Genomic DNA, 18,965 nt, shown 5'->3' on the forward strand with positions numbered 1-18,965 from the left:
TATGATTATAGCCAGACTCGGTGAACCTGCCTGTTTTGACCATAAAAAGATTATTATCTTAATAAGGTTTTTACATGCAACTGGGAACTAAGAACAAAGAAGAAGCACTCTTACTACTAATTGATCTAACCACTTAGCTCACTTAAGTATGTCATCGACCGAAATATTCATGGCTTCTTGCGCATGAGTATTAATGCTGTGCTGGACATTATAAAGCTTATTAAACCAGGAATATTGCAGATCATCTTGCTTTAGAGTGAGACCAGAAGGTGTTTGTGTCACCTTAGCAATATCCCATACAGTAATTTGTCTCAGGTCTCTTACCAAGGCATAGCTCCCCGTATCTGTCACTGTAATCCACTTATTTTTTACCATTAACGACCGCAAACTTTGCCAGTGTACGAGGCCTATTCCTGCTGCAATACAATCCTTATCATCAACCGAGTCACCTGTTTTTGCCTTTTCTTTGAATATTCCCAAACAAAGCAGTACCGCAACAATATCTGCTTGTTGATAACCTCCCACATAATATTTTTTCTCGGCCAAGGTTCTTACAAATACAGCACCTAGCAAAATTATCATCCATAAAAAGTTGATCCATAATAAAAATAAGGGCACCACTGCAAAAGCACCATAAATTAGCTGAAAAGTGGAGTTGGCAACAAAAGTAGCAAAGCCAAATTTTGCCAGTTCAAAACAAATTGCAGTTGCAATACCACCTATAACAGCATATCTAAGAGGTACCCGACAGTTAGGCACTGCAGCAAATAGTAACGTGAAAGCGATACTGGCCATAAACAAAGGCACGACCCTAAAAATAGGCGCAACCGCCAGTAACAAATCAACATCACCTACCACAAACTTTAAAGAAAGCAGATATGTACTCATCACCAGGCCCGCGCCCAAAAATATTGGCCCAATACTTAATACTGCCCAATAAAGCAAAAAACTTGAAAGACCTCTGCGTGCTTCCTCAACCCCCCAGATAGTATTAAATGTTTTTTCAATATTCGTTAGCATCAGATAGGCGGTCACCACCAACATGCCAATACCAGGCAAAGTAAGACTGCGTGCCTGTGCTGAAAAATCAGCAAGATACTTTTGCACTTCAGAGCCTGTTTCTGGCAAGAAATTTTGAAAGATAAGGGTTTGCAAACTATCAGCTACGCCATCAAAAGCGGGAATTACAGAAAACATTGAGTAGGTCACTGTCATCATAGGAACCAGGGCAAACAATGTCATATAGGTTAAAGCCGCAGCACTACGCTGACACTTTTTATCGGCAAATTCGGACGCAAGATTACGTATAAAATGCCATAAAGATAACAAGAATGGATGATGTAATTGGGATTTGAGCAAGCTCATAAATGTTCCACAGCTTTTATTAGTCAACGCATCTCTTTAACATTCCTCCAACACATCTAAGTGTTCCTCAGCGTCGAAGGCTTACTGCTAACCTAGCGGGTTAACAGATCTTAGTCACAATAGTACAACAAAAGCTATAGCTACGCTTTATGGGCTTGTCTGAACCTGAAACGCTCGACCATCGATCTCAAGGTGATTCCATTTAGGCCGAGTGATTTTAAATTCACCGGCTTTCAGTGCGTTGATAAAAGCTAATTGGTGTTCTTTATCAATTCCTCCCATCGAATTAAGATTAATACTTTTCCACTCTTGTTGTTCAATGTAGTAGAGCTTTAGATCAAAGTTGTATTCTCTTTCGGACACAAGTAAATAATCGAGCTGTGAGTCTTGGTCTAAGTCGAGGGACTGCAGATAATATTTTTTGGTATGTTGCAACTGCCACAGATGTTGGGTTTCTTCTTTATAAATTTTACTTAACAGTTGAGGTGGCGCCTGTTCTACCAGCAAGTTTATCGCAGAAATAAACTCTTCTTCGCTAACAGCAGGCTGATCACTATCTTGATCTCGATATATGTTGTCGATGCGCAACACCAGGGCCGGATGAGTAGCAGCGTATTGCTGTTTTATTTCCTGTATGGCCTCATAACCGGGCCTAGCGAGCTGCCGTCTAAAATAATGGATATCAACATCATCGATACTTATTAAATTATCCTCAAGCCGTGTGAGTTGGTCATTAACCGTAATTTTGCGAAAATCTAGCAGAGGGGAATTAATAAATATCATTGCGCCTAGCACAATAAGCCCAACAGCAACATTGACGCGGCTAAGCTGTCGCACCCAGTTGTCACGTTCTTTTGCTATCCCCCACCAGTATCCTAGTGGGAAAATTGCCAATAAGAGCCAGATCAAAAAGGCGTAACAGCGATCAAGGCTCCAACCGTATTGTTCAACGCGCAAGCTCAAGCCATAAAACGCTATGGCACTGTATATAGGTAACAGAGCGACACCAAGATAAACAAATCGGTGTAGCCAAAGTGTATATGGGCGTTGTTCCGGATCATCCTGATACACAGCATTTAAGAAAAACAGCATCAATGCCTGCATCCACAGTATCAGCCCACTGCCACCGCTTTTCCATAAGGGGTCTAGCCCAGAAAAAGGCAAAGCGCAAAGAAACAATATGGAAACTAGCACCAACAAGATGAGTAGAAATTTCATCAAGGCTTGTTGCAGACGTGTGATGGTATCAATGATATGGCTTAGACTGCGAAAGATAATGACACCAAAGCCATGTGCCAAAGCAATGGCGGGATAATAGAACCAAGGTTCTCTAAATAAATCCGTAAAAAAGTCGATATTAATGGCACTAAATAGTGCCCCCCAAAGTAGCAATATCAACCAAAAGCATCCCGCAAACAGTAGCGAAAGCGCTAGTGTAAGAAAGTTTCGCCACGACCATAGAAATAAACCAGCATAATGGATACGCTCTCCCGCAGCGATTTGCTGTATGTACATGAGCGCTTTAAACGTCGCCAACCCCATGGTCAAAGCATAGCTAAACAGCAGAGAATCATAGCGGATATAGTCAACAGGTATAGCTTGTGAACCTACGTAGTAGCCAAGTAGGCCAGCTAACACAGCAAATGGTAACGAGTATTTCACAATCGTCGCTATGTTATCAGGCCTCACGCTAAGCAATAACATCACCGGCCAAATTAACGCGATACTATAGAAAGCAAATAACCACTGGGGATTATTATTTGGCCAAAAATCGAGTTCTATAGCCTGATGGAGATACAGAAGGCAAAACCCCTGCACTAAGGCAATCAACGCCATTAATTTATGAGGTACTTGATTGTTATTGTCCACTAGCTAAGTTCCTTAACATATGTCTTGTGTTGACTCTAAACCTTCTATGGCGGCCTAAACAGGAGGCTTCATGAGCAGGTTATATTACTCAATACTCAAACCCTTTCACACGCTTAAAATACTGAAACCCTATACGCCCATATTTTTCCACAATGGAAGAGAGTAAAACCAATATGCCACCCCCGACAGCAAGGGCCAACCAGATGTTAATTGAGACACTCGATAGGGACAAAGTCAGTAGCGTAATAAGAGCTATCACCGAGCACACAACACCAGCATAGATAGGCGCCCTAAAATTCAGCATAACGCCCACACTAAGCAAAGTAAGTGAGGCCATCAAAATAATAGTCACAGCTAAAAGGTCTTCACCTGGTAGACAAGTAAATATAGCCAGCCCAGTAAACAATATAGAACCTATAGCACGATACCGCGGCTTATCTTTTGTAGAGCGCCGACTTAATTCAAAGCTCAGCCCTATTAAAGGAAGAAAGTACATTAAAGCTATTGAATTTGATATGTTCACTACCACAAAAAACCAACTCAATGCAGCTAACAATGCACTAAAACGCAAACACACTTCTTTAAAAAGTGGGCCTGAGAACCATGCAGGCAAACAGTACATAATAAAAAATGACAAGGCTACACCTGCAACCCCTACCCCCGTAATTGAATCAAGATGAAAGCTGTTACGAGCCATAGAAACAATTAAAGGAAGTAAAACTAATAGTCGTAAGATAATACCTTCGCGTGTTTTAAAAGCGGAATTATTGTTAAAAATTTTACTCTGCAACCAAGCCATTATTAGCACCATTACCAGCACAACAGCAATGGCGGCAAAGGAAGCTCTCATAGGTAACAGCATGAGTATATTGAGCAGCATAAAAGCATTAGTTAACACCAGCGAAGATTTACGCACTAAGATCGAAAAACAGGTATAGGCCAAGAACATCGACAAGGCAAAACTTATAGCGATATTCGTCATCAATATGATGTTGCCAGATAAAGCGGACAACCACGATTGAGACAATAATAAAATATCCTTGTGAAATATCTCATGTAACATCCCTCCCAACTGGGAAAATTGCACACTGACCAAGGCCGCAGATAAAATAAAAAATATCCGTGCACTTTTCACATCGTCGAAAAAACTGCGACATACTACACCACCAATACCCATTACAATCATCAAAAGAGGCCATGTCCATTGGCGGAAGTCTAAACTGACATTATCAAAGCCCTGCAACATATAAATAACAGCAGAAAGCACAACAGCAATAATGCCTACTTGACGAAAGAGAGTCGCTACACGGGTTTGTGGGGCGATATCCTCCACCTGCGGCTGGGTATCATTTTCAAGTTGATGTAGGTTTAACTTCGAGCCAATATGATTACTTATCGCCATGACATTCACCCCCATCGTTTTTATGCTCTTCTTTAAGTAGAGCAAGTTCTCGTTTGAGATCTTCCTCTTGCTCCTGGGTTTGAAATTCTTTAGAAAGATCTTTATCTAAACCGTCCATATCGTTTTGAGAGTAAATATTAGGTTGTTTATATTCACTACTCATAATTTCTCGCTCCCAGCGATCGAAGATCTCCTCACTTTCAACAGCACTAACAGTATTAAACGTATTAACAGCATGTGCTTTAGCCTCTCGCGAAGATAACATTGCACGCCGTGTTTCCAGGTGTTCCATTTTGCTTTCTATTTCTTGCAGATTAGCTACCAGTTTATCTCGTAATTGCTCAGCTTTTTGATATTGAAGCTCAATACTTTGTCTGCGTTTCTCATATACCTTTGCCTGCTTTAAACATTCCAAAGCCTTGTATTCATTTGTTTCCATACAGGACTTAGCTCGCAGTCTCCAACGGGCAATCTCCTGGTCAATTGAGTCTCTTTCATCAACTAGCTTTTGACAACGCTGCTCTACTCGCCGCTTTTCTGTATGCGCTTGAGCCGCGTGCTTATGCATATCATTAATCATACTGGTAGCTAAAGCTTCATGATTTTCCATCTTGGTAACAAACTCGTCGAAAGACGCCCCAATAGACGCCACTAATCGCCTAACTCTCATTACTGCACCCTCTATTTTTAACAAAGTTGTGGCTAAAACTAGATAGACCTTGGTTCGGGTGCAACGAGAAATAAGGAGTGTTAAAAAAGTTGCATATAACAATGCTTTAAGTGATAAGGGGTAACACTTTTTACGCCTAAGTAAGATGTTACAGTACTCCTCATATCAACTTTTCCGACCTAAGGGCAAGTCTAGAAGATAACAAAACTACTCATTTGTCACTTAATAGTTTCACTAGCTATTAGAGGTTCTCCCCAAGCCCAGGTGACGGTACAATTAGCCAATTTTACAAAGACACACATTAAGGCCGTCATCCGTATGAGCGACACTTTGCGTATATATCACAACCCCCGCTGTTCAAAATCTCGTCAGACTTTAGCGTTAATAGAGGAGCATGGCGTCAGTCCTGAGATTGTTTTATATCTCGAGACTCCTCCGTCCGAGAAAGAATTAAGCGAGCTACTGCAACAATTGGGTAAATCAGCACATGAGATTGTGCGGGTGAAAGAGGATGTGTATAAAAGTCTCGGCTTAGCGAATAAAAATCTTTCTGAACAACAGCTCATTGAAACCATGGTCGCTAACCCCAAGTTAATCGAGCGTCCAATTGTGACCAACGAAAAACAAGCCATAGTGGGCCGCCCTCCGGAAAATGTGCTCGCACTTTTAAAATAAGGTAGCCACATGTCGGTTAATATTTTAGTTTTATATTATTCACGCAACGGCTCCACACGTAACTTAGCTCAAGTCATAGCGCGCGGTATTGAACAGGTAGAAGGTGTGGAATCACGCCTAAGAACCGTGCCGAGCGTCAGCACAACCACAGAAGCAGTAGCCCCGGATATTCCCGAAAGTGGTGACATCTACTGTAGCGAAGAAGATTTAAAAACATGCTCTGGGTTAGTCTTGGGCAGTCCGACACGCTTTGGCAATATGGCCGCGCCTTTAAAGTATTTTATCGATAATACTGCTAGTCAGTGGTTATCAGGTGATTTAATCGGTAAGCCCGCAGGTGTCTTTACCTCGACAAACTCCATTCACGGTGGCCAGGAGTCGACCCTTTTGTCTATGATGATTCCCCTACTACACCATGGTATGGTTATCGCTGGCATTCCATATTCGCAGGAGAGCTTACATACAACTACTTCAGGTGGCACCCCTTATGGGGCGAGTCATTTTGCGCAAGGGGATTCGACGCAACTAAGTGACGATGAACACCAGTTAGCACTGAGTTTCGGGCGTCGCATCGCGACCTTGGCAACACAGCTATCCACCAATACATGTAAAGCAGATTAAATGACTCAGCAAACCTCATCGACAACATCAAATCGAGCGCCATTAGAACGTAAGATGGAATATGCAGCGAATATCACTTATGGGCTCTTTGCTGCACTAGTAGCCTTAATTCTCTACTGGAATATTACACGGGAAAGCGGCTTTAAAATCGGTATCATGGTCTTTCAAACATTACCGCTGCTGGCTCTGCTACCTGGCATGCTACAAAAAGCTTATCGCAGCTACTCCTGGCTATGTTTTCTGCTGTTATTCTATTTTATTTTCGCAGTTCAGCTTGTTTTCTCTTCCATTAGACAGACAAGTGATTATATTTTTCTTATTCTCATTATATTCTTGTTCGTTTCATCCATGATGACAAGCCGTTGGTTGCAACGCTGGCAAAAGGGTGCGGCGTAATCTAAAGGACTACATCTCAGTTTACGAGGTTTAATAAAAAACATGTTGAAGTACCTAGGTAAAATTTGGAAATTTATTACCCATGTCCGCACAGGCTTGGCAAACCTGATTTTCATCTTATTGATTGTGTTTATCGTAGTATCGGTGGCTAATAGTGATAAGCAACCACTACCAGATAAAGCCCCTTTATTGGTGCGTATTTCCGGCAAACTCGTTGACCAAGTCACTTATGAGCCTACCATATTCGACCTATTCGAAGAAGAAAAGGAAGATACCGAAACTCTACTTCGCGATGTCACAACAGCCATTAAACATGCCGCTAAAGATAACCGTATCAATGGCTTGCTTCTAAACATGAATGGCTTGAACGCAAGTAATTTCAGTAAGCTTGAAGAAATCGGACAGGCAATTGAGCTGTTTAAAGAAAGTAAGAAACCCGTTATTGCTTACGCCGATAGCTATTCTCAGCAACAGTACTTTCTCGCCAGTTACGCCGATGAGATCTACATCAATCCTATGGGCAACATCACTATTACAGGATTTGGCTACTACGGTTCGTATTTTAAAGAAGCGGCAGACAAACTCTCAATTAAGTTTCATTTATTTAAAGTAGGCAACTACAAAGATGCCGCCGAGCCATTTGTACGGAACAGTATGTCCGAAGCATCGCGAGAGCACAATTCAGGCTGGATTACCGAACTTTGGCAACGTTATACAGATAAAGTGGAAGCCCATCGACAGCTTGATAGCGGCACTATCGAAACATTTGTTAATAACCTTAAAGATACCCTTGCCGATAATAAAGACAGCTTTGCGAACTTAGCAAAGAAGACTGGATTTGTTGACGACGTTGTTTCTCGCGTGTCCCTTAACAACAAACTTATAGAACGGTTTGGCAAGGAAAAAGACGCAGATTTTTTTAAAGCCATTACTTACAAGCGTTATTTGCAAGAAGTTAAGTCCCCATTCCCTCATAACAGCAACAATATCGGTCTTATTGTGGCCAGCGGAACCATTGTAGATGGTAAAGCACCGGAAGGTCGCATCGGCGGCGCCAGCTTAGCAAAGCTTATCCGCAAAGCACAAAATGACGATTCCTTAGAAGCTCTTATTATTCGTGTTGACAGTGGCGGTGGCAGCGCCTTTGCATCAGAAGTCATTCGCGATGAGCTAATTAATGCCAAGCAACAAGGACTGCCTATATATATTTCTATGAGTTCGGTAGCCGCTTCTGGCGGGTATTGGCTGGCTACTGCCGCTGAAGAAATTTGGGCCCTACCAAGCACTATCACAGGATCGATTGGTGTGTGGGGACTACTGCCCAATATATCTGAGTCTATGAAGCGTGTGGGAATTCATAATGATGGCTTTGGCACTACTTCACTATCAGACCTTTACCAGATATCCCGGCCATTGTCTCCAGAAGCAAAACAGGTGTTTCAGACTGGAGTCGACAATGTCTATCGTCAATTTATTAACCTTGTGGCCGAGGCGAGAGAACAAACACCGGAAGCCATTCACAAAGTTGCTCAAGGGCGTGTATGGACAGGCCAAAAAGCACTGGAATTTGGTTTAGTAGATCAACTAGGCACGCTAGATGATCTCGTCGCTTCAGTAGCAGAAAAACAACAGCTTTCGAACTACCATGTGAAAGTAATAAGACGTACCTTATCGCCTTCTCAGGAGTTTCTGCGCGCAGTAATGGAAGAAGCTAACACCTTTGGGCAATCAGTACGCAAAGGTATTGTCGGTGAGCATATATCAGAGCTGGTGGACACCCTACCTTTAGATAAAATACAAAGTGCTTTACCTATCGACGCATCGCCGTTACAGCGTATTTATGCGGAATGTTTGGCCTGCATGATTCCCTAAATGCAATCTAGCACCACCCAAACAAAAAGCCTCCACTATTTCTAGTGGAGGCTTTTTTATTTTGGGCAAATCTAAGTAAACCTAGACTCAATCAGTACCTGTTAACACTAATTACATTAATGTTAACAGGTACCATTATTTTCAAAAGCTTGTTTAACAAAGGGAATCGTAAGCTTACGTTGCTGCTGCATGGAAGCATCATCTAATTGATTAAGCAGTTTGAATAGATCATTCATATCTCGCGATGCATGATTAAGAATATATTTAGCCACATCAATCGGCATTTTTAAGCCTCGGGCATCAGCTCGCATTATGAGCACTTTCTGCTTTTGCTCATCATTGAGACTCTCAATTCTATATATTGGACAGCCCAGTATCCGCGACTTCAAATCCGGTAATTCAATACCTAGTTCAGCAGGACTAGTATGCATACCCATTAGTAAAGTGTGTCCGGCGTCTCTCAGTCGATTGAATAAATGAAAGATCTCAACTTCCCAGGAACGCTGACCTGATATTACTTCGATGTTATCCAAACAAATAAGCTCGGTTGTATCAAGCCCGGCCAAAATATCTTTTGCGGTCTTATCGACAATATCGGCCATTGGAAAATACTTTACCGAACGCCCTACTTCATGAGCTTGAAGACATACTGCTTGCATTAAATGGGTTAGGCCGCAGCCTGAAGCCCCCCATATCACGTGATGACTGCGCTCATCTCCGCTAGCGATAGCTCGCATAACACTTAAAGCGAGCCCGTTATCCTCGCTGTAAAAATTAGCGAAGGTCGCTTCATCTCTCAGTGAAACCCCTAAACTAAGTTGCATCGGTGACGGTGATAAGGATACTTCAGCTACCATGATATATGCCAAGCCGCTTAACTGGACCAGCTGAACTTTAAGGGGTTTTCCAATGTTCCTTGCGGCGCTCGTTGCCAAGCTGGTAACAAGTCATTGTTATCAGGCTTTATGCGCAGTTTGTTGTCGAGATTAAGAATACTCACAAAACGCTCAACACCCGCTTGAGATTCGAGAAACAATAATAGGGTATCTTGCCTTACCGCAACGATTTGCACTTTAGACACTGCAGCCAAGCCGCCAAGATAAGATAAAGAGCGACGGTACTGTGCAAAGTTATCAATGTCTGAAACTTGCACAACTAAGCGCCCACCGGCTTCTAGTTGAGGTTGGTTGGCATAACGCTTGGCCAAAAAATCCGCCAAAGGATAAAGCGCTTCCACACCAATCACTGGGTCTAAGTGGCCATTTTCATCGAGCGCCACCCGACTATCGTAGCTGCGAGCCGTATCCCCATGGAAGAATTGCCAACTGGCGAGCACTCGACCGCGAGAAGTTTTTGAATAACGCCCCACTAGAATAGTATCCGCACTGTAACGTTTGGAGGCTTCTCTAATCGCTTCTTCGTTAATATCCCAAACATCCTCTGCTGAAAGAGCCAGCTGATCATCCAAATCTAATAAGGGAAAAGAAAGGGGTAAGCCTCGCTGCTCGGCGGCTTTATCTAGCGCTTGCAAGATTTCAACATCGCTTTGTTGGTTAATTAGCTGCTTACCGTATTCTGGACTATCTTCTACCAACCATACCAAAGTGGAAGGACGACTAGCAGACCAAAATGGTTGTTGAGCATCGGCGAGGATTTTCTTCACAACTTCACCAGAGAATGTTAGTGAAACCAGCTCGCGATAGCCAAGCTCTAGCAAAGACTCGTCTTTTAATGGTTGATATTGGAACTGTTCAACATAGCTCAAGGCTTTCCTCGCCTGTTCGCGTATGCGTATATCTTCTACCGTCTGCTCGGAGCCAGACATTCTTAGCAATACTTGTAACAAAGCATTGCGAGCGGCACTGCGTCTTTCTTGAGCAGTTTGAGTCTTAACTGGAACTTTAGCGCTAAAATAGTCCATTTTTGTCTGAGCATAGGCTCTGACAAAAAGTGACATCACCAAACAGATTAACAACAACAGCTGAGTTACAACACGCATGCTATTCGTATCACCTTAAATTTACGTCGTATTTCATATACATTGGCTATTAGAGCATAGAATGTATACAAGAGGCGTTATTGTAACTCAAGATTTTGACGATAACAGCGATAACCAAATCTCACATACAGCAATCTTAAGTTAAAGCGTTCAAAAAAAGCTCAGCATGACATAAAGGCTGACTAATCCCTAGATTATCGAGTACCCAGTACTTATTCATCATGGGATGATCATTGAAGTGTTCTACTGCTAACCAAAGCTTTACGAAACTGGTAGAATGCGCGGCAAATTTATCGGCCTCGGGGAAACTCACTGAGTTTACTCGCCACTGAATCAATAGACCACAAATAAACATGTCAAATTCAAATCACGATAGCTCAAACACACCTCACCTATCTTATAAAGATGCCGGTGTCGACATTGATGCAGGCAATGCCTTGGTCGACCGCATAAAATCTGTTGCACTGCGCACTAAGCGGCCAGAGGTGTTGGCAGGCCTTGGTGGCTTCGGGGCATTATTTGAACTCCCTAAAGGTTACCAAGAGCCTGTTTTGGTTTCTGGAACTGACGGTGTGGGTACAAAGCTGAAGTTAGCAATGGATGCTAATAAGCATGACACTATAGGCATTGATCTGGTGGCTATGTGTGTTAACGATCTTATTGTCGGCGGAGCAGAGCCTTTGTTTTTCCTCGATTACTACGCAACGGGCAAATTATCGGTGGATATCGCCTCTAAAGTTGTAGAAGGCATAGGCGAAGGCTGCGAACTCTCAGGGTGTTCTCTGGTAGGGGGCGAAACAGCGGAAATGCCAGGGATGTACGAAGGAGAAGATTATGACCTAGCAGGCTTTTGCGTCGGTATTGTGGAAAAAAGCAAAATCTTAGACGGCAGCAAAGTCAAGGTCGGTGATAGTATTATCGGTCTTGCTAGTAGTGGCCCCCATTCCAATGGATATTCTTTGATAAGGAAAATTCTTGAGCGAAGCCAAGCAGATATCGACGAACCTTTTGGCAATAAGACATTGGGGGAAACCTTACTGGAGCCCACACGTATTTATGTGAAGTCCATTCTGGAGTTGCTCAAAACCGTTGATGTACATGCGATTTCCCATATTACAGGCGGTGGCTTAAGTGAAAATATTCCACGTGTATTACCCGCTGAAACCAAAGCGGTGATCGACCGGAATGCCTGGCAACAACCTGAAATATTCAACTGGTTACAAAAACAAGGCAACGTTATCCCAACAGAAATGATCCGCACATTTAACTGCGGTGTCGGCATGGTGGTATGTGTCGCCAAGGAAGATGTCGAGCGAACCATACAACTATTAGAACAGATGGGTGAAAGTACTTTTGTCCTCGGTCATATTGCTCATGCTGTACAAGACGAAGAACAAGTCGAAGTATTAAATTTAGTATAACGAGTTATTGCCAATGGAAAAACATGAGTTGAAACCTGCCCGAGTAGTCATTCTCATATCGGGCGGAGGCACAAACCTTCAAACCATTATCGATCAACAAGAAGCGGGCAAACTGCCTATTACTATTTGTGCTGTCATTTCAAACCGAGACGATGTACAAGGTATTCAACGCGCACAAAAACACAATATTCCCGTTATCGTTTTAGAACACAATCAGTTTCCATCACGAGAATCTTTTGATGGGAGATTGCAAGATATTATCGATTCGCAAAATCCAGATATTGTGGTGCTTGCCGGCTTCATGAGAATTTTGACTCCTGATTTCACCCGTCATTATGAAGGGAAAATGATCAACATACACCCCTCTCTGTTACCACATTATCAAGGCTTACATACGCACCGCCGTGTGCTTGAAGCGGGTGATTTAAAACATGGCGCCACGGTACATTTTGTTACAGCTCAACTGGATGGTGGGCCGGCTATAATTCAGTCATCCATTGAAGTCGAAAAGAGTGACAGCGAAGAAAGCTTAAAAGAAAAAGTACTGCGACAAGAACACAAAATATTCCCACTGGCAATTCGTTGGCTTGCAGAAAAACGTGTTGTTATGAGAGAGGAGAAAGCTTTCCTAGACGGCGAAGAGTTGGCTGTTGGAGGAGTTCAGTTTGATAAAAATGAAATATAATTTCTAATATTTATATATTTACGCTTACATATATAGCAACGTATAGGCTCTAACATATAGCTGCTCATTTATTACTGATAAGGTATCGTTTCTACGACAACGAGTTTTACACTCTAGTAAACATGTTAAATATATATTGAGTAGTTAGGTACAAGGCGCCTAAATGAATTGCCTTTTGATTGTATTATTATACATTTAAGGCTAGGCGCTAATATAAATTCCTGACGCTCAATGGTATCGAGTTTGTGGGTTCGGCTGGCGCTAACTGGGTGGCCGCTGTTAGCAAACATGTTTTCGATGTATTAAAAAGCTCTACTGAATAATCGCTCAGTGTTAACAGGAGTTGATGCACACTGGTAAAATACCTTACATTCTATACAGTTACTTGCACATTTATATATCGTTAGTAGCGTTTTCGAAAACCGATTGATATTAGCACTAAGCTATTTAGTCTGTCGATTCACCTGTTGGCGGCATACTCAAAAGCTAAATGTCTTTATAATGTGAAATATCCTAAAGCCGAATGGGCTAAAATTGTAGACTCTTCTATATAACATTTGACACAAACTGTTATTTTACAATCACACTAAAGTTAAACTCGTTATAAGTATGGACAAGAACAGCATTATTAAGGAATTAAAGAAAGGCGCGGACTCATGGAATGAATGGCGCAAAAGACACATTATAGGAGATTTAAACCTAGACGGAGTAGAGCTGGTAGGTTTAGACCTAGACAACATAGACTTCTCAAAACTGTCTTTAAATAATGCAGTGATCAAAAATTGCAGCCTTAAATTCGCAGATTTTATTTCTTGTGAGCTAGAGAATGCTGTCTTGCGAGATAATGATTTCACCAACGCTAAACTTATCGCTGCTAGGCTAAACAACGCTGATCTCAGTGGCTCGATTCTTTATAAAGCTAACCTGCTTACAGCGTCGACGCTCAATGCGAAGTTTGAAAACATCGATTTTAAGGGGCACGATATCAGTGGCCTGAACCTGCGTAATACATCTCTGGCAGGCAGTAATTTAGAAGGTCAGAAGCTCAGTCATATCGATTTATCTCACACAGACCTTGAGAACGTTAATTTTAAAGACGCCGATTTGTCTAATGCGATTTTATCTCACGCCAATTTAACAAACGCTAATTTGCAAGGAGCCAAGCTACAAGGGGCAACATTTCGATCGGCAAATCTTAATGGGGTAGATTTGTATAATACCGATATGCGCTCGGCAGATTTTAGCTCTGCAGACCTATCCTACTGCGATCTGCGGGAAGCTACCCTGTCTAACGCTATTCTAACCAAAGCAAACTTAACAGGCGCTAAGCTATGGAAAATAAATACGCATGGCTGGGTAATTTCAAATATTGTATGTAAATATGCTTTTTGGGATAAACCAGGCAAAGAAAAAACGGCCTATCGCAATCACGAGTTTGAGCGTATTTTTGCAGAACCAATCAGTATTGAGCTGAGCTATCCTTATCGCTTGACCGCCAATGAGCTGGCGACATTACCTATTTTTGTTGAGCACCTCGAAGCCGTGCATTGGGGTATTATTTTACGCCTCAAATCCATCAGCGACGTGGCTGGCGGAGCCTTGGTAAAATTTGTTGTTGAAGAGGTGGGTATCCACAATCCATCGCAACTAAAAACTTCTCTACAAAATGAGGCTTCTCGTATACAAGTAGCTCAACTTGCTCTGCGTACTAATACCCAACTACACCTTCAACTAAAAGAAAAAGTCGCCGCTATCCGTGAAGAATTCTGGCCTCGTCTACTTGAGCTCGCAGCGGATCACGAAAAAGATCAAGTTCGTAACCTCACTGTAGTATTTATGGATCTGAAAGGATTTTCACAATGGGGAGATGATGAACTCTCGGAAAAACTGTCGCTGTTTCGAGGTTTAATTAAACCTATTTTGAAAAAATGGACAGCCGGTTATCCCAATATGGAAGGAGATTCTCTAAGGGTAACCTTTAAGAATGTAACAGCGGGTCTCTCGTGTGCGTGTATGATGCTCAATGTATTAACTGCCGCAGGCTTTGAGCTACGCATTGGCGTGGAACTGGGTGAAGTCGCTGTCGTCCATAATGAAGTGACTGAAATATCAGACCTAGAAGGTGTGGCCGTCAGTATGGCAGCTCGGCTCGAAGCTGCAGCACAAGCAGGTGAGGTACTTGTAAGCCATAAGGTTCGCCATTATGCCGATCATAAAGATTTGTTTTCATTCATTCCTAAAAAGGTAAAATTAACGAAAAGTATCGGCGATAAAAAACGTGGCGATGCTATCGATTGTTTTTCTGTTGTGGCAACCAAAGCGCTACAAAATTTAAGTTAATAGTCCCATACGGCTTTTAATTTATTGCACTACAACATTGCCGTAAAGTTAACGTGAGTATCGTTAGCAAACTTTTATACCAGCCGTTATTCGCAGTTAATACACCTAACAAGCGATATACAAAAAATTAGGAAAGAGAAAAAGAGACGGGCTATTGACCAGCAATAGCTCTCTTTAGCCCTACTTATTGAAGTGACATTATTTCGCCTATCCATTGAAATATTTTTGATGAGAATAAATCTTAGCTACTGGCAGCCTAATAGGTTGAGGTCTACACTTGGTGTATTGTCAGGATCTGTTAGCACTCATCTAACTGCTCCTGTTTTTAAACAAACGTAAATATTAGCCCACCTTCGCCAGTTATATGACCCATGATGTTGACTATTACGGACATCGGTTAGCAGCAGTAAACGCTGATAATCCGGTAACAGCCAGCGAAAATATCTACAATGAGCAAGGCGCTCTATTAGTTTCCAAAGGTACAAGACTATCGGACTCTAGGGCAGAACTAATCGCCAAACACAAGCTTGTTAAACCTCTTGAGCACAGTGTCAACGTATCCGATAGTTTAGGCGCACAAGAGTTATTTCAAATCTTAGAACAATGTACCTCTCAACTACCCTGCCTTACTCCCATCATCGACAATGAGGAAGTTAGAGCAGTATTGATGCAACAGTGCCTATTCTACGAACAGTTTCCTCTGCTGCGCCAAAAGTTGACTGTACTTGCCGATCAATTGGAAGAGATTTATTACGACAGTCTCTATAGTGCTGCTGTAGGCTTATTATTAGCAATCGAGCTAGAACTATCGAGTGAGGATCAGCAAGCCATATTTATTGGCGGGCTCATGCACGATACTGGCTTTCTACATCTTCAACCAGATCTCGCAAACAATGACAGCGAGCTTGAACGAGACGAATCATTACAAACCCAAGTACACCCGATTATTGCCAAAGAATTCTTACATCAGGTGCCGAACTTACCTAAGCATATCGGCACAATTGTTGAAGATCACCATGAGAGAACCGATGGTACAGGTTACCCCAAACATAAATTTGGTTCTTCACTTACCGTAGCCAGTCAAGTACTGGCCTACACCGACGTGCTTGCAAACGCTTACAAACGTTGTGAACGCTATGACAGTTATTCGCATCAACTGACCATGACAATACTGCAACTCAATAGCGCTGTGCACTTTGAGTCAGTGTATAAGGCGACAGTGAAACTAATTAAACTGGGGCCGTCACCGGACGCACCACCGCCCTTTCATCCTGTTGCAAAAGAAATGATGGTACAGCACGATAGGATTACCAAGACCTTCGATGCAGCGAAAAAGCTGGGCTTTGTATTGATGAAAAATACACGTTCACGACTGACCAAGTCTATCGCCTCAATGCTTGGTCGACTGGCCACATCCATCATAAGTGCTGGTTTAACCCAAGCCGAATACCACGAATGGCTGCACGCCCTCTCTTGTGAAGATAATACAGACGAACATCTCAATTTACTTAAGAGTATGATCATACAAGATGAGATTGAATCTCAGCTGGAGCGTTTCAAGCTTATTATGTGGAAAACCATAAAAAAAATTCCGAAAGAGGAAGAATCACTCATCGAAAGCTCCATCAAATCATATAATCAAATAGAGCAACTAAAGAAAGATAGCAAATAACTAACAAGTCAATTCAGTTAATTTATTTTAACAATCAAAAGATTTCTTTTAATATATTCTTTAAATGAACACTGTTTTAAATAGAGGAGAAGACAATGCTTGCTAATAAAGAAGGTCAAAGAGTCCCAGATGTAACTTTCAAAACACGTCAGGGAGACGATTGGGTAGACGTTACCAGTGCAGATATATTTGCAAACAAAACGGTCGTGTTGTTTGCACTACCAGGTGCTTTTACACCCACTTGCTCATCTACCCATTTACCTCGCTATAACGAACTTGCGGCAACCTTTAAAAAAGAAGGTGTCGATAGCATTGTGTGTCTATCTGTTAACGACACCTTCGTCATGAACTCGTGGGCTGGCGACCAAAATGCTGACAACATTGTATTTATTCCAGATGGTAACGGTGAGTTCAGTGAAGGCATGGGAATGCTTGTGGACAAATCTGATATAGGCTTTGGCAAACGTTCTTGGCGCTACTCTATGCTTGTCAAAGATGGCACTATCGACAAAATGTTTATCGAACCCGAAAAACCTGGCGATCCCTTTGAAGTGAGTGACGCCGACACGATGCTCAACTACATAAATCCAAATGCTGAACAACCAAAGCGTATTACAGTATTTTCAAAGCCAGGCTGTCCTCATTGTGCAAGAGCAAAGAAAGCACTGCAAAATAACAATCTTGCTTATGAAGAAATCAACCTTGGTCAGAAAGGCTTGAGCTACAGTTCACTTACAGCTGTAACAGGACAAGGTACTACGCCCCAGATTTACGTCGATGGAGAACGCATTGGTACGGCTGACGATCTAGAAAAATGGATTAGCGCTAACGTATAAGTGCTGCGGAGTTAAGGATTCGGGTGAATGCGGGATTACGTTTTCCGATTCACCCAAACCTGTAATACCATGTATGTAAGTTCAATTTTTTTGTTCGGGAATATTTTAGATCCTATTCAAATAGTGCGTACAGGCCCGAGCTACAACAATATTAAGTAAAATAAAAATCACAATGGCGAGCGCAACCCAAGCGGCAGCAATCCAGGCAAAGAGCACTGGAGCCAACATCATGGTCGACATCAGGGAGTCTTGATAATAAAAAAACCAAGGGTGATCGCTAGGAAATATCCATATGTGCAGTGTGTTAAACACTGTCTCCGGGCCAAAAACCAATAAAATCAGCCCAACCAAAACAAGCAAAGCGCACAAGCCATATAATTGGCCACTTATTTTCGGCAAAGTTTTTGACTTGCGGTAATAAGAATATCCCATGAAAGGCCATAACAGAGACACAAATAATACTGGCCATAACAATAGGTTTAATAAGTTGGCCACATCTTGAAGATGAATAACTTCAGGCTCACGCAGTAGCTGCTGTTTTCCAGAACTTGTAGGCGATTGATAATAAATTTCTCGTAAACCATCACCGCTACGATGAATAGCAACGGTGATTTTATGGAAAAGTTCTAGGCGCTGTTGCCTAGTGGTGTCAGCAAAGCCAGGTTTATAACGGTTAGCTGGGCCATATTTTTTGATGCCTTCTTTTATCCCGCCTACATCATGCCAAACACCATAAAAAAAATCATAGTTGGCCATCAAACCCCAAGCGACAGATAAAGAAAACAGAAAACCAACAATACCATAGAGTCCAGAATAGAAACGTGAATATAAATTTTGAGAGCGGTATTTCATAAAACTGTTCGCTTAGTCTGTTATCGGGTCCAACTTAAGCTGTGCAGTATACCTATCAATATTATTCAATGAAAATTCCTATTTGGGTGCATTTTTATCCAAACACGCTCAATATTGGTCACAGAGTATGAGTGACACTTTTTGAAAAACCTCATAAATGCACCAAAAATGCACCAAATTAGTGACAAAAGCTTACATTTTAAGGCAGGCATACTAATTGCTAAGTTCAAAAGTACATGCGCTCTAATATTCGTTGTCTTAGTGCCTGTTAATAGGCACTAGGTAGTGTC

At 42.0% G+C, this 18,965-nt stretch carries 17 protein-coding genes; 9 read left to right on the top strand and 8 right to left on the bottom strand.

What is annotated here, in order from left to right:
• Window positions 1–138 precede the first annotated feature (138 nt).
• From BVC89_RS21885 to BVC89_RS21900, 4 genes are all read right to left on the bottom strand, one after another.
• Window positions 139–1,365 (bottom strand): YihY family inner membrane protein, encoded by a 1,227-nt coding sequence (locus BVC89_RS21885; protein ID WP_086933243.1) that lies wholly within the window; start codon window positions 1,363–1,365, stop codon window positions 139–141.
• Between the two features lie 147 nt (window positions 1,366–1,512).
• A complete protein-coding gene (locus BVC89_RS21890; RefSeq protein WP_086933244.1) occupies window positions 1,513–3,234 on the bottom strand; it encodes a DUF4153 domain-containing protein in 1,722 nt (573 codons plus the stop codon).
• Window positions 3,235–3,322: 88 nt separating this feature from the next.
• Window positions 3,323–4,636 carry a hypothetical protein gene (locus tag BVC89_RS21895; RefSeq protein ID WP_086933245.1) on the bottom strand — a complete coding sequence of 438 codons (1,314 nt, stop codon included), beginning with the start codon at window positions 4,634–4,636 and terminating at the stop codon, window positions 3,323–3,325.
• On the bottom strand, window positions 4,623–5,306 hold the full coding sequence (locus BVC89_RS21900) for a PspA/IM30 family protein (protein ID WP_086933246.1): 684 nt from the start codon (window positions 5,304–5,306) through the stop codon (window positions 4,623–4,625). The genes BVC89_RS21895 and BVC89_RS21900 overlap by 14 nt, the downstream gene beginning before the upstream one ends.
• 318 nt (window positions 5,307–5,624) lie before the next feature.
• Between BVC89_RS21900 and arsC the strand changes: the two genes are divergently transcribed.
• From arsC to sppA, 4 genes are read left to right on the top strand one after another with little or no spacing between them, the layout of a single operon-like run.
• Entirely contained in the window at window positions 5,625–5,981 is a 357-nt protein-coding gene (arsC, locus tag BVC89_RS21905) for an arsenate reductase (glutaredoxin) (protein WP_086933247.1), read from the top strand.
• 9 nt (window positions 5,982–5,990) lie between these two features.
• Window positions 5,991–6,602 (top strand): NAD(P)H:quinone oxidoreductase, encoded by a 612-nt coding sequence (gene wrbA / locus BVC89_RS21910; RefSeq protein WP_086933248.1) that lies wholly within the window; start codon window positions 5,991–5,993, stop codon window positions 6,600–6,602.
• Window positions 6,603–6,998 (top strand): DUF2069 domain-containing protein, encoded by a 396-nt coding sequence (locus tag BVC89_RS21915; protein ID WP_245929191.1) that lies wholly within the window; start codon window positions 6,603–6,605, stop codon window positions 6,996–6,998.
• A gap of 42 nt (window positions 6,999–7,040) precedes the next feature.
• The gene (gene sppA / locus BVC89_RS21920; protein ID WP_086933249.1) at window positions 7,041–8,870 is read left to right on the top strand and encodes a signal peptide peptidase SppA; all 1,830 of its coding nucleotides are present in this window, start codon (window positions 7,041–7,043) and stop codon (window positions 8,868–8,870) included.
• Between the two features lie 122 nt (window positions 8,871–8,992).
• Here sppA and hda read toward each other — a convergent pair whose 3' ends face one another.
• The 3 genes from hda to BVC89_RS21935 form a co-directional block, all read right to left on the bottom strand.
• Window positions 8,993–9,727, bottom strand: a complete 735-nt coding sequence (hda, locus tag BVC89_RS21925) for a DnaA regulatory inactivator Hda (protein ID WP_086933250.1) — start codon at window positions 9,725–9,727, stop codon at window positions 8,993–8,995.
• A gap of 17 nt (window positions 9,728–9,744) precedes the next feature.
• Window positions 9,745–10,869 (bottom strand): DUF2066 domain-containing protein, encoded by a 1,125-nt coding sequence (locus BVC89_RS21930; protein WP_086933251.1) that lies wholly within the window; start codon window positions 10,867–10,869, stop codon window positions 9,745–9,747.
• 136 nt (window positions 10,870–11,005) lie between these two features.
• The gene (locus tag BVC89_RS21935) at window positions 11,006–11,182 is read right to left on the bottom strand and encodes a hypothetical protein (protein ID WP_158658067.1); all 177 of its coding nucleotides are present in this window, start codon (window positions 11,180–11,182) and stop codon (window positions 11,006–11,008) included.
• Window positions 11,183–11,222: 40 nt separating this feature from the next.
• Here BVC89_RS21935 and purM point away from each other — a divergent pair, with 40 nt between their 5' ends.
• The 5 genes from purM to BVC89_RS21960 all read left to right on the top strand — a co-directional run bounded on the left by purM (window position 11,223) and on the right by BVC89_RS21960 (window position 17,823).
• The gene (gene purM / locus BVC89_RS21940; RefSeq protein ID WP_086933253.1) at window positions 11,223–12,290 is read left to right on the top strand and encodes a phosphoribosylformylglycinamidine cyclo-ligase; all 1,068 of its coding nucleotides are present in this window, start codon (window positions 11,223–11,225) and stop codon (window positions 12,288–12,290) included.
• A 13-nt stretch (window positions 12,291–12,303) separates the two neighbouring features.
• Complete coding sequence (purN, locus tag BVC89_RS21945; RefSeq protein WP_086933254.1) at window positions 12,304–12,975, top strand: phosphoribosylglycinamide formyltransferase; 672 nt, start codon at window positions 12,304–12,306, stop codon at window positions 12,973–12,975.
• Window positions 12,976–13,584: 609 nt separating this feature from the next.
• Window positions 13,585–15,315, top strand: coding sequence for a pentapeptide repeat-containing protein (locus BVC89_RS21950; protein WP_086933255.1), 1,731 nt, complete (start codon window positions 13,585–13,587; stop codon window positions 15,313–15,315).
• A gap of 364 nt (window positions 15,316–15,679) precedes the next feature.
• Window positions 15,680–16,987 carry an HD-GYP domain-containing protein gene (locus tag BVC89_RS21955; RefSeq protein ID WP_086933256.1) on the top strand — a complete coding sequence of 436 codons (1,308 nt, stop codon included), beginning with the start codon at window positions 15,680–15,682 and terminating at the stop codon, window positions 16,985–16,987.
• A gap of 95 nt (window positions 16,988–17,082) precedes the next feature.
• Complete coding sequence (locus BVC89_RS21960) at window positions 17,083–17,823, top strand: glutathione peroxidase (RefSeq protein WP_086933257.1); 741 nt, start codon at window positions 17,083–17,085, stop codon at window positions 17,821–17,823.
• 105 nt (window positions 17,824–17,928) lie between these two features.
• Here the strand turns inward: BVC89_RS21960 and BVC89_RS21965 are convergent, their stop codons facing one another.
• A complete protein-coding gene (locus BVC89_RS21965) occupies window positions 17,929–18,675 on the bottom strand; it encodes a lipoprotein intramolecular transacylase Lit (RefSeq protein ID WP_086933258.1) in 747 nt (248 codons plus the stop codon).
• Between the last annotated feature and the right edge of the window lie 290 nt (window positions 18,676–18,965).

Source organism: Agarilytica rhodophyticola (genome assembly GCF_002157225.2).
Taxonomy (GTDB): domain Bacteria; phylum Pseudomonadota; class Gammaproteobacteria; order Pseudomonadales; family Cellvibrionaceae; genus Agarilytica; species Agarilytica rhodophyticola.